The organism is Undibacterium sp. 5I2, from assembly GCF_035019605.1.
GTDB lineage: Bacteria > Pseudomonadota > Gammaproteobacteria > Burkholderiales > Burkholderiaceae_D > Undibacterium.
On record NZ_JASJVS010000002.1, the window covers coordinates 138553 to 153630 of the forward strand.

At 54.8% G+C, this 15078-nt stretch carries 14 protein-coding genes; 13 read left to right on the forward strand and 1 reads right to left on the reverse strand.

Translation table 11 applies throughout. From position 1 onward, the window contains the following. The first annotated feature begins 12 nt into the window (after positions 1-12). From gspL to QN359_RS01620, 9 genes are all read left to right on the forward strand, one after another. Positions 13-1260, forward strand: a complete 1248-nt coding sequence (gene gspL / locus QN359_RS01580; RefSeq protein ID WP_322248057.1) for a type II secretion system protein GspL — start codon at positions 13-15, stop codon at positions 1258-1260. Beyond that, entirely contained in the window at positions 1260-1760 is a 501-nt protein-coding gene (gene gspM / locus QN359_RS01585) for a type II secretion system protein GspM (protein ID WP_322248058.1), read from the forward strand. Before gspL ends, gspM begins: the two co-directional genes overlap by 1 nt. Before the next feature lies 1 nt (position 1761). Further along, on the forward strand, positions 1762-2547 hold the full coding sequence (locus QN359_RS01590) for a type II secretion system protein N (RefSeq protein ID WP_322248059.1): 786 nt from the start codon (positions 1762-1764) through the stop codon (positions 2545-2547). After that, the gene (gspD, locus tag QN359_RS01595; protein WP_322248060.1) at positions 2544-4742 is read left to right on the forward strand and encodes a type II secretion system secretin GspD; all 2199 of its coding nucleotides are present in this window, start codon (positions 2544-2546) and stop codon (positions 4740-4742) included. Before QN359_RS01590 ends, gspD begins: the two co-directional genes overlap by 4 nt. A gap of 3 nt (positions 4743-4745) precedes the next feature. After that, a complete protein-coding gene (gene gspE / locus QN359_RS01600) occupies positions 4746-6176 on the forward strand; it encodes a type II secretion system ATPase GspE (RefSeq protein ID WP_322248061.1) in 1431 nt (476 codons plus the stop codon). A 5-nt stretch (positions 6177-6181) separates the two neighbouring features. Further along, positions 6182-7402, forward strand: coding sequence for a type II secretion system inner membrane protein GspF (gene gspF, locus QN359_RS01605; protein ID WP_322248062.1), 1221 nt, complete (start codon positions 6182-6184; stop codon positions 7400-7402). Positions 7403-7418: 16 nt separating this feature from the next. Next, positions 7419-8006, forward strand: a complete 588-nt coding sequence (locus tag QN359_RS01610; protein ID WP_322248063.1) for a type II secretion system protein N — start codon at positions 7419-7421, stop codon at positions 8004-8006. Then, a complete protein-coding gene (locus QN359_RS01615; protein ID WP_322248064.1) occupies positions 8003-8836 on the forward strand; it encodes a uracil-DNA glycosylase in 834 nt (277 codons plus the stop codon). The genes QN359_RS01610 and QN359_RS01615 overlap by 4 nt, the downstream gene beginning before the upstream one ends. 74 nt (positions 8837-8910) lie before the next feature. Then, entirely contained in the window at positions 8911-10140 is a 1230-nt protein-coding gene (locus QN359_RS01620; RefSeq protein WP_322248065.1) for an HD-GYP domain-containing protein, read from the forward strand. A 45-nt stretch (positions 10141-10185) separates the two neighbouring features. Here the strand turns inward: QN359_RS01620 and QN359_RS01625 are convergent, their stop codons facing one another. After that, entirely contained in the window at positions 10186-11166 is a 981-nt protein-coding gene (locus QN359_RS01625) for an NADPH:quinone oxidoreductase family protein (RefSeq protein ID WP_322248066.1), read from the reverse strand. Between the two features lie 121 nt (positions 11167-11287). Here QN359_RS01625 and surE point away from each other — a divergent pair, with 121 nt between their 5' ends. The 4 genes from surE to rpoS all read left to right on the forward strand — a co-directional run bounded on the left by surE (position 11288) and on the right by rpoS (position 15014). Next, a complete protein-coding gene (gene surE / locus QN359_RS01630) occupies positions 11288-12025 on the forward strand; it encodes a 5'/3'-nucleotidase SurE (protein ID WP_322248067.1) in 738 nt (245 codons plus the stop codon). After that, complete coding sequence (locus QN359_RS01635; protein ID WP_322248068.1) at positions 12022-12840, forward strand: protein-L-isoaspartate(D-aspartate) O-methyltransferase; 819 nt, start codon at positions 12022-12024, stop codon at positions 12838-12840. The genes surE and QN359_RS01635 overlap by 4 nt, the downstream gene beginning before the upstream one ends. 56 nt (positions 12841-12896) lie before the next feature. Beyond that, a complete protein-coding gene (locus tag QN359_RS01640; protein WP_322248069.1) occupies positions 12897-13820 on the forward strand; it encodes a peptidoglycan DD-metalloendopeptidase family protein in 924 nt (307 codons plus the stop codon). A gap of 147 nt (positions 13821-13967) precedes the next feature. After that, positions 13968-15014: an RNA polymerase sigma factor RpoS gene (rpoS, locus tag QN359_RS01645; protein WP_322248070.1), complete on the forward strand. Its 1047-nt coding sequence runs from the start codon at positions 13968-13970 to the stop codon at positions 15012-15014. Positions 15015-15078 lie beyond the last annotated feature (64 nt).

The window sequence follows — 15078 nt, forward strand, 5'->3', positions numbered from 1 at the left end:
TGAAATTATAAAATGGTCAGTACACTCTATCTCTCTTTACCTGCGCGCACTGCAGTCGATTCGCATTGGCAAGCCCAAGCCTTGCCGTATGCCTTGTATTCGGCCGAGGGGCGCTTGCTCGAGCAAGGCCACAAAACTCTGCCGCAATTGCGGCTGCTGGCTGCCAGCGCGCGCCAACTGAGCTTATTGATTGCCGCGGCCGATGTGAGTTTGTTACGGGTGCGGGTGCCGCCGATGGCTGCAGCCAAGTTTACCGCAGCCTTGCCAAATTTGGTGGAAGAACAGATTACCTGTGATCCGGCCGATGTGGTGCTGGTGGCGAGCGCCGTGAGCGGGGGCGAAGCCACCGTCGCGGTGGCCGATCGGCGCTGGTTGGAACAATTGTCCAATTTGGTCAAAGACTGGCCGGTTAAAAAAATTCTCGCCTTGCCGGCACAACTGAGCATGCTCTTGGCCGCCGGTGAGAATCGCGCGAGTGCCTTGATCGAAGTGCGCGACAGTACAGTCATGCTGAGCCTGCGTCAGGCTGCGGCCAGCGGTTTGGGCTTATGTTTGGCCGATGCCAGTCCAGAGACTGCCTTGGCAATGCTGAACATTCTGGCACCGCAGGCGCAGCTCAGTGTCGCCTTGCCAGCCACTGAGTTGGATGCCTGGAAGGCTGCCTTAGAACAGCAAAACCTGAGCCAACGCATCAGTCTGCAAAGCGATGGCTGGGCCATGCGCATCGGCGGCATTGGCGCGGCACCGCTCGATCTGATGGTCGGCATCTCAGCCAGCCATAAACCGGCGATCGACTGGGTGGGGTGGCGTTGGCCTTTGCGGCTGCTGCTGGTGCTCGCCATGGTCAATGTGGCGGCGCTCAATTTTGAGTGGTATACCCTGAAACGCGAGGCGAAAAGCCTCAGCGATGTGCTGGTGCAAACGTATAAAACCAGCTTTCCCAAGGAAACCACCATCCTCGATCCGCTCGAACAGATGCAGCAAAAAGTTAACCTGGCCAAACGTTTGTCAGGTCAATTTGCGGCCAATGATTTCGTCGTCATGACGGCGCAATTCACGCGCGTCTGGAATCGTATCATGCTCGGCAAAGCTGCCAGCATCAGCAGTGTCGATTACAAAGACCGCGGCTTGCACGTGAAAGTCAAGGCCGCCGGGCTGATTCCTATCGATCAATTGCGCGCCGCTTTAATTGAACAATCTATGAAGCTGGAGGTCGGTTCGGACGGCATTCTGCATATTTCCAAGACAGGGGCATGGTGATGCGCAAACATTTCTTCCAACAGTGGCGCCAGTTTTGGCAGCAGCGTAATGGCCGCGAACGCAGCTTGCTGATGCTGGCCGCTGGCGTGATTGCGCTGGCCTTACTGTATTTGGTGCTGCTTGATCCAGCCTTAGCGGGACGGGCCAAGCTGCAGTTGCAGATTCCACAATTGCGTCAGCACGTTGCCGAAATGTCGGCTTTGAGTGCGCAGCATACTAAGCTGGCCGCTGGCTTGTCGCAGATACTCGATCCGGTCAGCCGCGAAGTGCTGGAAAAAAGTCTGGCAGCGCGCGGTATCCAAACGCAGAATCTCAGCGTTTCCGATGACATGGTGCGTCTGCAAATTACGACGGTGGAATATGCGCAACTGATGGCATGGCTAGTGGAAATGCAAAAAACCGCCAAACTGACGGTAGAGGAGGCGCGTCTGAATGCGCTCCCCGAGAGCGGTCAGGTGAACGTGAATTTAACTCTCAAGCAGCAACGCAGCGGGACTTGAGATGAGCCGTTCGCTATCGCAAACTGTAGGATGGATCGCCGCCGCACTGCTCACCGCGCTGCTGACGGTGATCTTGTTTTTGCCGGCCAGTTGGCTTGGTGCCGCACTGGAGCAGCAGAGTGGCGGGCGCTTCAGTCTCGGTGATGTGCAGGGTTCGTTTTGGCGCGGCTCGGCGTTTATCGGGGTGGCGGCCGGTCCGACAGCGCCGGTGACGCCGCTGTTTGCCGGTCGCTTTAGCTGGAAAATTTCGCCTTTGCTGTTGCTTGGCCAAGTCGATGTGCAGTTGGAGAATGCCGACTCTTTATCGGCACCACTGCATATCAATGGTAATTTTTCGCAGTGGCAGATCTCGCCGGCAGTGCTGAGCTTACCGCCGGAGCGCCTCGAAGGTTTGGGTGCGCCCTTGAATACCATCGGCCCGACTGGCAAGCTGCATTTGTCATGGAATAATCTGAGTTTCACGCGCAGTGGTGCCTTGCTGTCGGCGCAGGGCCAGTTGCAACTGGAATTGGCAGAAATGGCTTCACGTCTGTCGCAGGTGCGGCCACTCGGCAGCTATCGCGTGGAGGTGAATCTGCAAGGTATGAATGCGGAAATGACTCTGCTCACCCTGAGCGGGCCAATGATGTTGGCCGGTGCAGGTGCCGTCAGCGGCGGACGGTTTCATTTTTCCGGCAAAGCCTGGGCTGCTGCCGGCCAGGAAGATAAGTTGGCAAATTTATTGAATTTGCTTGGACAGCGCCGTAAAGACGGCAATCAGGATGTGATCGCGTTAGATTTCAAATGACTACAACTCCATTAAATATCAAGGCAGCTATGCTCAGCAACTACTCACGCAAACCAAGGTATCCGTTATCGACGATGGCCGCAGCAGTCGTCTTGACTGCCGGGTGTTTCATCGCGGGCGCAGCGCTGGCCCAGGCGCCGGGAAAAAATTCCGCCGATCTTAATTTTGTCGGTGCCGATATCGAATCGGTGGTCAAAGCCATCGGTCATTACACCGGTACCACCTTCATCATCGATCCGCGCGTCAAAGGACAGGTGAATTTGGTGTCGGAAACGCCCTTGAGTAAAGAGCAGGCCTTCAAACTCTTGACCTCGACTTTGCGTTTGCAAGGCTATGCCGTGGTGTACGCGGACGGTTACTATAAAGTCGTGCCGGAAGCCGATGCCAAGTTACAAGCTGGCCCGACTCAAGCGGTGCAGAGCGAAAAAACCGAGTCGGTCAAAGGTGACCAGGTCGCCACCCAAATTATCCGTCTCAATTATGAATCGGCAGCGAATGTGGTGACGGTGTTGCGTCCCCTGATTTCACCGAATAACACCATCAATGCCAACCCCGGGAATAACTCCATCGTCATTACCGACTATGCTGATAACCTCAAGCGTCTCAATAAAATCATCGCCGCACTCGATGTGCCGGCGGTGGTCGATCTGGAAGTGATACCGGTGAAATACGCGATGGCCAGCGATATCGCCGCACTGGTCAGCAAGCTGACCGACTCCTCCGTCACGCCCGGCGACACTGCACGGGCGGTGTTGATGGCCGATCCGCGTACCAACTCCTTACTGTTGCGCGCGCCTTCGCAAGCACGCGCCAATTTGATCAAATCCTTGGTCGGCAAGATGGATCAGCCGACCGCTTTGCCCGGTAACGTCCATGTCGTGTATCTGAAAAATGCCGAAGCGGTCAAGTTAGCGGTGACCTTACGCTCGATTGTCACCGGCGAAATCAGTAATGCCAATACCAGCAGCGGTTTGTCGAATAGCAATATCGGCAACAATAGTAATAATAGCAGCGGCGGCAGCAATCAAAGCAGCGGTTTTTCCAATACAAATAACAATGGCGGTGCCAGCGGCGGGCTCAATAATTCGAGCAGTAGTTCGCAGAGCAGCAGCGCTGCCGGCAGCAGCAGCGGCGGCAGTGCTGCCGGCTTCATTCAAGCCGATGCCGCGACCAATACTCTGATCATCACCGCCAGCGAAGCGGTATATAAAAACTTACGCATGGTGATCGATCAGCTCGATGCGCGCCGCGCCCAAGTGTATATTGAAGCGCTGATCGTCGAAGTGACGGCCGATAAGAGCAACGAATTCGGGGTGCAATGGGCTGGCGTATCGGGCGATTCCAGTAGTAATTACCGGGTTGGTGGCGGCACTTTGTTTTCCACTGCCGGTAATAACCTCGGCACCCTCGGTGCCAGTTTGGCCAGTAGCACAGCCAGCACTGTGCTGCCTTCAAATGGTCTGTCCATAGGCGTGTTCAAACAAGTCGGTGGCAAGCTCGGTTTGGGCGCGCTCGCGCATCTGGTCGATAGCGCTGGTGGTACCAATATCTTGTCGATGCCGAATTTGTTGACGCTCGATAATGAGGAAGCCAAGATCGTGGTTGGTCAAAATGTACCTTTCGTGACTGGCCAATACACCACATCGACCTCGAGTACCAGTAATCCATTTCAAACCATAGAACGTAAAGATGTTGGTCTTAAACTGACGATACGCCCACAAATTTCCGAAGGCGGCACCGTCAAACTGGCGATTTACCAAGAGAGTTCGGCAGTCCTCGATAGCAGTACCACCAGTCCCAATGGCCCTAGCACGACGCAGCGCTCGATCACGACCAATGTGTTGGTCGAAGATGGCAGCATCCTTGCGCTCGGTGGTTTGATCCAAGATACCGTCAACGACGCGGTAGAAAAAGTTCCGGTGCTCGGCGATATTCCATTTCTCGGTAATTTGTTTAAATACCAAACGGCGAAGCGCAATAAAACCAATTTGATGGTGTTCTTGCGCCCGACCATTGTCCGCAGTGCCGATCAAAGCACCGATGTCTCAGTTAATCGTTACGATTACATGCGTGCGCAGATGATGCCAGCCAGCGGCGGGAATGCCGGTTTGCTGCCGGAAATGAAGAAAGGTGAACTGATGAGCCCGTCGATGACTTTGCCACAGACGCCGTCTTCGCCAGCAGGAAGTAAATAAGCCATGCTCGAACATCGCTTATTGCCCTATGGGTTTGCGCGGGATTTTTTAATCTTGGCCAGTCGCGACAGCACGGCTGTGCACGCGCCGGTAGAGTTGTCGGTATCGGAAAAAACTTCGGCCGCGGCGATTGCTGAAGTCGGTCGTAAATTCGGTAAGGTCAAACTGACGCTGTTGGCGCCGGAATTGCTCAATGATTTGATTGCCAAGGCGTATGCCGGCTCGGGTGGCGATGCGGCCGATGTGGTTGGTGAAGTCGAATCTGATCTCGACTTGGCCAAGCTGATGCTCGACATGCCGGCGATTGAAGATTTGCTGGAATCGGCCGACGATGCGCCGGTAATCCGTATGATCAATGCCTTGCTCACGCAAGCTTTGCGCGATGGTGCCTCGGATATTCATATCGAACCGTTCGAGCAAATTTCGGTGGTGCGCTTTCGCGTCGATGGCTCCTTGCGTGATGTAGTCAGGCCGCGCAAGGCCATCCATGCCTCGCTGATTTCGCGGATTAAAATCATGGCGCAGCTCGATATCGCCGAAAAACGCTTGCCGCAAGATGGACGCATTACCTTGCGCATCGGCGGCAAACCGGTCGATGTGCGGGTTTCGACGTTACCGACCGGACATGGCGAACGGGCGGTCTTACGTTTGCTCGACAAAGAAGCCGGTCGTTTGGATTTGAGTAATTTGGGGATGAGCCCGGAAGTCTTGCAAGATTTCGATAAGTTGATCGCTCAGCCGCACGGCATCGTGCTCGTCACCGGTCCTACCGGTTCGGGTAAGACCACCACGCTGTATGCCGCGCTTTCGCGCGTCAATGCCGGTACCACCAATATTCTGACGGTGGAAGATCCGATTGAATACGAATTGGCCGGCGTCGGTCAAACTCAGGTCAATGCGCGTATCGACATGACGTTTGCCAAGGCTTTGCGCGCTATTTTGCGGCAAGATCCCGATGTCATCATGATCGGCGAAATTCGCGATCTCGAAACCGCGCAAATTGCCGTACAAGCTTCGCTGACCGGCCATCTGGTGTTGGCCACTTTGCACACCAATGATGCGGCGGCGGCGGTCACGCGCTTGCTTGATATGGGGATAGAGCCGTTCCTGCTGTCTTCCTCCTTGTTGGGTGTGGTAGCGCAGCGCTTGGTGCGGAAATTATGTAGCCATTGTCGCCGCGAAGAAGGCGGGCGCTGGCATGCAGTCGGTTGCGATCACTGCGGCCATACCGGTTATCAAGGCCGGCTCGGCGTTTACGAATTACTGCAAACCACCGACGATATTCGCGCGCAAATCCATCATCGTGCTTCGGAAGCAGAAATTCGATTGGCCGCCCAGGCTGACGGCATGAAAACCATGCGCGAAGATGGTGATCGCTGGCTGCGCAGTGGCATCACGACGCAAGAAGAATTATTGCGTGTAACTAAGGAATAAGCACCGTGCCGGCATTTCGATATGAAGCAATAGACAAGGCGGGAAGCACGAGTAAAGGCGTGCTCAACGCCGACAGTGCCCGCGCGGCGCGCAGTGAGTTGCGCGCGCAGGGCTTGCTGCCGGTGACGGTGGAAGCGATTCACCAGCACTCGGCCGCCGGCGAAGAAAAGAAGCGTGCCTTCTTTGCCGAACGCTTGTCGACGGTCGAACTGGCTTTATTCACGCGTCAACTCGCCAGTTTGCTCGAAGCCGGCTTGCCGCTCGAGCAGTCGCTGTCGGCCCTGCTCGATCAATCGGAGCGTACTTTCATTCGCGACATCATCGCCTCGATACGTTCGGAAGTGATGGCCGGGGCGGCCTTGTCCGATGCGCTCAAACAACATCCGCATGATTTTGCCGATATCTACTGCGCGCTGGTGGCGTCCGGTGAGCAGATCGGTCACTTGGCACGGGTCTTGTCGCGCTTGGCCGATTACATAGAACGACGCAATGCGCTGGTCCAGAAAGTGAAATTGGCCTTCACCTATCCAGCCATTGTGACCGTGGTCGCGTTTGCCATTGTGATTTTTTTGCTCACCTATGTGGTGCCGCAAATTGTTTCTGTGTTTGCCAATACCAAGCAAAAATTACCATTCCTGACCGTGATGATGCTGGCGATTTCAGATTTCGTGCGTGTCTGGGGTTGGCTGGTGGGCTTGCTGTTGATTGCCGCATTCACGCTCTGGCGCGTGGCCTTGCGTAATCCCGAACTGAAGTTGGCATGGCACACTTGGTTGTTGACGGCACCGGTATACGGTAAATTTGAGCGCAGTCTCAATACCGCCAGATTTGCCAGCACCTTGGCCATTACTACCGGTTCGGGCGTGCCGATCTTGCAGGCACTGCAGACCAGTCGTGAAACTTTGTCCAATGTTGCCATGCGCGCTCAGGTCGAAGAAGCTACCGCCAGCGTGCGCGAAGGGGTCGGGCTGGCGCGCGCCTTGTCGGCGCATAAACATTTTCCGCCGATGTTGATACACATGATACGTGCCGGTGAAGTGACCGGCGAATTGCCAGCCATGTTGGAACGCGCCTCAAATGCTCAAGAGCAAGATCTCGAACGCCGCGCTTTGACGATAGCCGGTTTGCTTGAGCCGGTCTTGATTCTGGCCATGGGCGGCGTGGTATTGCTAATCGTGCTGGCCGTATTGATGCCTATTATCGAAATTAATCAGCTGGTTCGCTGATAAGGAATGAAATCTGATGAAGCGTTTGCCCCTGTTGTGTAGTTTTCTAGCCTTTGTTTTATTGTGCGCCACGCTCAGTTTCTGGGTCTTGCGCGTGCTGACCCCGGCAGTCCGTGGTGTCGCCGCACCGACGGTACAAAATAGTCTGGAGCCCGGCACTGGCGACTGGGCCGGCTTGTTCGGTGCCGGTCCACAGGCGCTGGCCGCTGCGAGTAATTACCAGTTGCAAGGCGTGATTATTGCGGGTAATCCAGCTGAAAGCTTGGCGATTGTCAGTGCTAATGGCAAGCCGGCGCAAACCTTGGCAATCAAGCGGGAATTTGCGCCCGGCATCAGTTTGCAGGAAGTGCGTGCCCAATACATCATGATCGCCGACGGTGCTGCGCTGCAGCGGGTTGAATTGCCGCAAGCGGCTGCCAACCCCAGTCACGGTGCCGAGCCCTTCATCGCGCCGCTGCCGGCTGCCGAGGTGCGCGGCGGTGCAGTCAGTAGCTATCCGGCGCATCGCAATCAAATGCCAGCGCCACAGCCACAGAATGTTCCGGCGCTCGGTGCCGGCTTTCCCAGTGCCGGTTTACCGCCGGTGAGTTCGGAAACTCGATGAGTGCGGCCCGCGCTTTTTTGCCAGCGCTGGTCGCGCAAGCCTTGGCGGCGGCCGACCCGAGTTGGCAAGCGGCTTTACAGGCCGGTTTGCAGGCCATGCATGCCGCTGACCCCGACTATTTGCCGGCTTTGGTCGCGCACGATTTTCTGCCGAGCGAAGGGCGTTTATTCGCGGCCTTTACGCAGCCGCTGGCAGCGGTACGGCATATTCTCGTCGGCGAAGGACCTTATCCACGCGCCGCCAGCGCCACTGGCGTGTGCTTTATGGATGGCGCAGTCAGCCATTTGTGGGCTGCCGATGGCAGTGGTTTGGCCAAGCCGGTCAATCGTGCCACCTCCTTACGTAATTTCATGAAAATGTTGCTGGTGGCCGATGGCTTGCTCGCGCCAGATTGCACCACAGCATCGGCGATGGCCGCGCTCGGTGATGAAATTGGCGGTTTGATACAAACTTTGCCGCAATTGCAGCAAAACTTGCATGCGCAGGGATTTTTATTGCTCAATGCCAGCTTGGTGTTTCGTGACCATGTCGCGCCTGCGAAAGATGGCAAGGCCTGGCAGCCTTTATTGCGTTGCGTATTCGACGCACTTATCGCGCATCACGCGCATGCCGGCTTGGCTTTGCCGGTGTTGGTTTTGTGGGGCAAAATTGCCGAACAATTGACTCTGATTAAAGAAGTCGCAGCTTTTCCGCAAGTGCGCTCTGAGCATCCGTATAATTTGAGTTTCATAAAAAATCAAGAAATGCAGAATTTTTTCCGCCCCATGCAATTGTTGAAAATTGCCGCAAAGAAAAATTATGTTACAAATAACCAGCTTTTGATGGCTTAGTCTGACGCTTTGTAGAATAATCGCACAATGAGAATTGTGTAATTTAGCCGGACCTGAGGCCGTATGATGAGCTTATGTTAAAAAAAATCGAAATTTCGCAATTGAGAACTGGCATGTATGTTCAAGAGCTGTGCGGTTCTTGGATCGATACGCCATTTTGGAAAAAATCGTTCGTGCTGACGGAAGCGAACGAATTGATGGAAATTCAAAAATCAAAGATACGCCAGGCATGGATAGATACCAGTAAAGGCCTCGATGTCTATCAGGCACCGACCCCGGCCGCTGTCGTGATGCCGGAACCGCCGGCGGAAGCACCTAAGGTGGCCGCGCCACGTACCGTTGCGCCAGTATCGATGGATGAAGAGCTCGGGCGTGCCTCGATGATCGTTTCGAAAACGAAAGATGCGGTGTGCTCGATGTTCAGCGAAGCGCGTATGGGTAAAGCGGTCGATGTCGGTAATGCGCAAGAAATGGTGGAAGAGATTGCCGATTCTGTGATGCGCAATCCCGGTGCATTGATCGGCTTGGCGCGCTTGAAAACCAAAGACGATTACACCTACATGCACTCGATCGCGGTGTGCGCGCTCATGGTCGCCTTATCCAAGCAATTAGGATTGAGCGAAGTCGCTGTGCGCGAAGCTGGCTTAGCCGGCTTGCTGCATGATATAGGCAAGATGATGGTGTCGGACGATATCCTCAATAAACCGGGTAAGTTGACCGATGCCGAATTCACCTCGGTCAAAGAACATCCGGCGGCTGGCCATAAAATGCTGCTCGAAGCGCAGGGTGTGAGCGAGGCGGCGCTCGATGTCTGTTTGCATCATCACGAAAAAATGGATGGCAGTGGCTACCCGGAAGGATTGCGCGGCGAGCAAATCAGTCTGCTCGCGCGCATGGGTGCCGTCTGTGATGTCTACGATGCCATCACTTCCAACCGCCCGTACAAACAAGGCTGGTGTCCGGCTGAATCGCTGCGCAAAATGGCCGAATGGAGTAAAGGCCATTTCGATGAAAAAGTCTTCCAAGCTTTTGTCAAAAGCATAGGTATTTACCCGGTTGGCACCTTGGTGCGGCTGGAATCGGGACGCTTAGGTGTCGTGGTCGAACAACAGATCGGCAAATCCTTGTTGGCACCGAAGGTGAGGGTGTTTTTCTCCATCAAATCGATGGGCTACATCGTTCCCGAACTGCTGGATTTGGCTGGTCCCGGCTTGCAAGATAAAATCGCCAATCGCGAAGATGCGGTGAAATGGGGTCTCAAAGATATCGACCGCTACTGGCTCGGCGACGCCGTGCCAGCTTGAGTGGCTGGTAAAGCCGCTCGGTGACCATGTTGCCGAGCGTTTTTTTTAGCGTTGCGGTTCGATGATGACTTTGCCGGTGACCTTGCGGGCAGCGATGTCATTGAGTGCTTGCGCGGTTTCGTGCAAAGCATAGCGACCGGAAATATGCGGCCGGATTTTTCCTTCCGCCAGCCAGCCCAGCATCTGCTGCATGGCTGCCAGGTTGGCTTTGGGCTCGCGACGTGCAAATTCACCCCAGAACACGCCGACCAGCGAAGCGCCTTTGAGCAGGCATAAATTGAGCGGCAACTTAGGAATTTCGCCATTGGCAAACCCTACCACCAAATAGCGGCCGCGCCAGGCAATCGAACGGAAGGCCGGTTCGGCGTAGATGCCGCCGACCGGATCGTAAATCACATCGGGGCCTTTGCCGTCGGTGGCCGCTTTGATCGCTTCACGTAAATCTTCGCGACTGTAATTAATCGTCACATCGGCACCATGTTCGCGGCACACGGCCAGTTTTTCATCGCTGGAAGCCGCAGCAATCACGCGTGCGCCGATGGCTTTAGCAATTTCAATCGCGGCCAAGCCGACCCCGCCAGCTGCACCCAAGACCAAAATTGTTTCTCCCGCCTTGAGTTGGGCGCGGTCGATCACGCCATGATGTGAAGTGCCGTAGGTCAGGGTGATGGCCGCGGCGGTAGGGAAATCGAGCGCCGCCGGCATAGGCATGACGGCATTGGCTGGTGCCAGCACTTGCTGAGCAAAGGCGCCGTGGCCGATGAAGGCGATCACGCGGTCGCCGACCTTAGGATAGCTGACGCCAGCACCGACGGCATACACCACGCCGGCCAGTTCACTGCCGGGGGTGAAGGGCAGTTCCGGCTTGAACTGATACTTGTTTTCAATGATCAAGACATCGGGAAAATTGACGCCGGCTGCCTCGACCTTGATCGCGACTTGTCCGGCTGCCGGCAGCAGATCGCTTAATTCTTCGACTACCAAGGTATCGGGCGGACCCCAAGTTTTGCAAACGACAGCTTTCATAGTTTATCTCCGTGGTTTAAAAAAATAGTACGACCGTTTAATTTTTGTTTATTTTTCGATTATGCCGCAAAAAAATGCTGACGGTGGAAATTTGTTTTTCCGCATCGGGTAGAATGGCACGATGAAAATCCTAATTAGTAATGATGATGGTTACTTGGCGCCCGGCATCGTTGCTTTGGCGGCGGCGTTGGCGCGTTTCGCCGAGGTAACAGTGGTCGCGCCAGACAGTAATCGCTCCGGCACCTCGAATGCGCTCACGCTCGACCGACCGCTGTCGGTGCAGCGTGCCGATAACGGTTTTTACTTTGTTAACGGTACGCCCACCGATTGCGTGCATGTGGCGTTGACGGCGTTGCTCAGCGAGCCACCCGACTTAATCGTCTCTGGTATTAATCAGGGGCAAAATATGGGTGACGATACCCTGTATTCGGGTACCGTGGCGGCTGCCACCGAAGGCTTTTTATTTGGCATTCCGGCCATCGCTATTTCTCAGGTTGATAAGGCTTGGGCACATCTCGATGCTGCCGCCGAATATGCCAGCCAATTAGTGCGCAATGGCTTTCCGGCCTTGCCGCAGCCGTATTTGCTTAACGTAAATATTCCGAATTTACCGCTGTCCCAGATCGCTGGCTTGCGTGTCACCCGCCTCGGGAAACGGCATGCCTCAGAACCAGTGATTGCGATGCGCGACCCACATGGGCGTGAAATTTACTGGATAGGGCCACCGGGTGCGGTACGCGATGGCGGTCCTGGCACCGATTTTCATGCTACCGCCGCCGGCTATGTGTCGCTGACGCCCTTGCAGATCGATTTGACGAATACCCGCCAACTGGACATGCTTGTCATGAATTTGGCATGATCACGAAGGAGAAACGGTTTCCTCTGACCTTATCCGCCTTGGGTGGTCAAAACAAGGATTCCAGTGCGCATTCAGGCACGCGCAGCGCTTCGACGCAAACGGCGATGCAGAACGTGCATCAGAGTGCCGTCAATAAGCTCGCTTCGCAAACGGCTGCCGTGTCTGGCGCGAGTGCCCCGGCAATGGTTTCGGATGCCGTGCGACGTGCCATGGTGCAGCGTGTGGCGCAGCAGGGCGTTAAAGATACGACGGTGTTGGCCGCCTTGCAGGCGATACCGCGGCATATGTTTTTAGAACCGGCCTTGAGCAGTCAAGCCTATATCGATGCCTCGCTGCCGATCGGGCATCACCAAACTATTTCACAGCCGTATATCGTCGCGCGCATGATAGAAATTATGCGTAACGGCAAATCACTCGAGCGGGTCTTGGAAATCGGCACAGGATGCGGTTATCAGGCTGCCGTGCTCGCGCTGGTGGCGGTCGATGTGTATTCGATCGAGCGTATCAAAGCCTTGCACGAATTGGCCAAACATAATCTGCGGCCGCTCAGAATCGCCAATCTCCGTCTGCATTACGGCGATGGCATGCTGGGATTGCCTCAGGTAGCCCCATTTGACGGTATCATACTGGCGGCGGCCGGCATGGAGGTGCCGCCGGCCTTGCTGATGCAACTGAAAGTGGGGGGGCGGCTGATTGCGCCGGTCGGTGGTCGCGATCAGGTCTTGCAACTGATTGAGCGGCTGACGCTTAATGATTGGCAGAGTTCGGTGGTGGAGCATTGCCATTTTGTGCCTTTGCGCGCAGGCGTCGTTTGAGTGCGCGGCCTGATTTTGCCGAAACCCAAGAATTCACGGATAAATTTGTAATGAGAATGAAAAAACTGAAGTATGTCGCTTTTCCTTTGTGGCCAACAGCCATGCTCTTGGTGCTCGGTGCCTGTACCACGCCGACCCATCGGGCCCCGGTAGTGGAGCGCGGTGCACCCGCACCCGGGAACGCGTCGGATGTTGCGCCGCCACCTAAGTTGCTACTCAAGACGCCGGAAAACACGCGCGGTTCTTACGTTGTCAAGCGCGGCGATACCTTGTATCGGATTGCCTTGGAGCACGGTCAAAGTTATAACGATCTGGTCGTCTGGAATAATCTGAGTAATCCGAACGACATCAAGGTCGATCAAGTCTTACGTGTCACTCCAGCCGAGGCGGGCAGCAGTGCCGTACAAACCACGGGTATCAATAATTCAGTACTCGAAGTGAAACCTTTGGGTGCGGCAACACAGAATAAATCTTCACCATTAGGCAACAAGCGCCCGTATTCCGATGCCAATTTGGCTGAGTTGCAAAAATCGGAATCGTCGGCTGCTGCGCCACTGGCAAAGCTCGATCCAATTATTCCGGCAAAGGCCAGTGATAAGCCTGCCGATGTCGATGCAATCGAGTGGATCTGGCCGGTCGAGGGGAAATTATTGGCTGGCTTTGATGACGCTAAAAATAAAGGTCTCGATATCAGCGGCAAGATGGGGCAAGACGTGAATGCCGCAGCCGCTGGCAAAGTGATGTACGCCGGCAGCGGTATCCGCGGTTATGGCAATCTGGTGATTGTGAAACATAGCAGCAGTTTGTTGTCTGCTTACGCACATAACAAGACGATTTTAGTGAAAGAAGGGCAGGCGATCAGCAAGGGGCAAAAAATTGCTGAGATGGGGAATTCTGATAGTGATGTTATAAAGCTACATTTTGAAATACGTTTACAAGGTAAGCCGGTAGATCCGGTAAAATACTTACCAACACGCTAATTATCTAAAAGTTAATATAGTGCGTGGACTGGGTGGAATAGTTGGTGATGTCAGTTGGTGTGTTCGGTCGTTTTTTGTGAGCCATAGCTCGCTTGTGTTCAGACGCAAACGCGCTTTCCAAATGCAGTTTCCTCAGAGCACAAAACTATGCAAAAAAACAGCGCTGGTAAGCTGACAGCACGCGCGGCACCACCGGTCGACCAGGCCCTGTCGGCCGATGGGTTTGATGAGCCGCTTGAGCGTGATCCGGAGGCAGTGTTAGAGCTCGGCCAGGAAGCCGAGCGAGAGACGGGCGATGAGCCGGCCAGTCTCGTTGTTGCCCCTATTGATGAATTGAAGACGGTGTTGGCGGCGGAACTTTCTACCGACACCACACAATATTATTTGAATCAGATAGGGACGCGTCCGCTATTTGATTTAAAGCAAGAGTTGCACTACGCCACGCTAGCCAAGCAGGGTGATTTTGCGGCCCGGCAGAAAATGATAGAACATAATCTGCGACTGGTGGTGTCGATTGCCAAGCACTATATCAATCGCGGTCTGGCCCTGCTCGATATGATCGAAGAGGGTAATCTCGGACTCATGCATGCGATTGATAAATTCGAGCCCGAACGCGGCTTTCGTTTTTCCACTTATGCCACTTGGTGGATACGCCAGAGCATCGAGCGTGCCATCATGAATCAAGCGCGCACGATACGCTTGCCGGTGCACATGGTGCGTGAATTGAATCAAATTCTACGCGCTAAATACCATCTTGAATCGCAACGGCGCGATGGCCGTGATGCCAGAATGGAAGATATTGCCTTGTTGGTCGATCGCCCAGTTGACGAGGTGCAAGATATCCTGGCTTTATCTGAACATGCCAGCTCACTCGATACGCCGCTCGATAATGACCCGCAATCGAGTTTGATGGATTTATTGCCCGGTGACGCAGACGATGGCCCTGATGTGCGCGCCGAACATCTGGAAATGACCGCCCTCATGCGCGATTGGTTGGCGCGCTTGCCGGATAAACAAAGAATCGTGATTATCCGTCGTTTCGGTCTCGATAATGACGATCCGGCTACGCTCGAAGCCTTGGCCGATGAGATGGGTATTACGCGCGAACGGGTGCGTCAAATCCAGCAAGAAGCCTTGATTAAACTTAAGCGTAGCTTTGTTTCGCGTGGTGTCGGACGCGACGCCTTGATTTAATCTGTCTTAATCCGCTCGCGCTACCGAATTGTCGTGGCCGATCGCCGCTTTCTGCCGCTTTCTC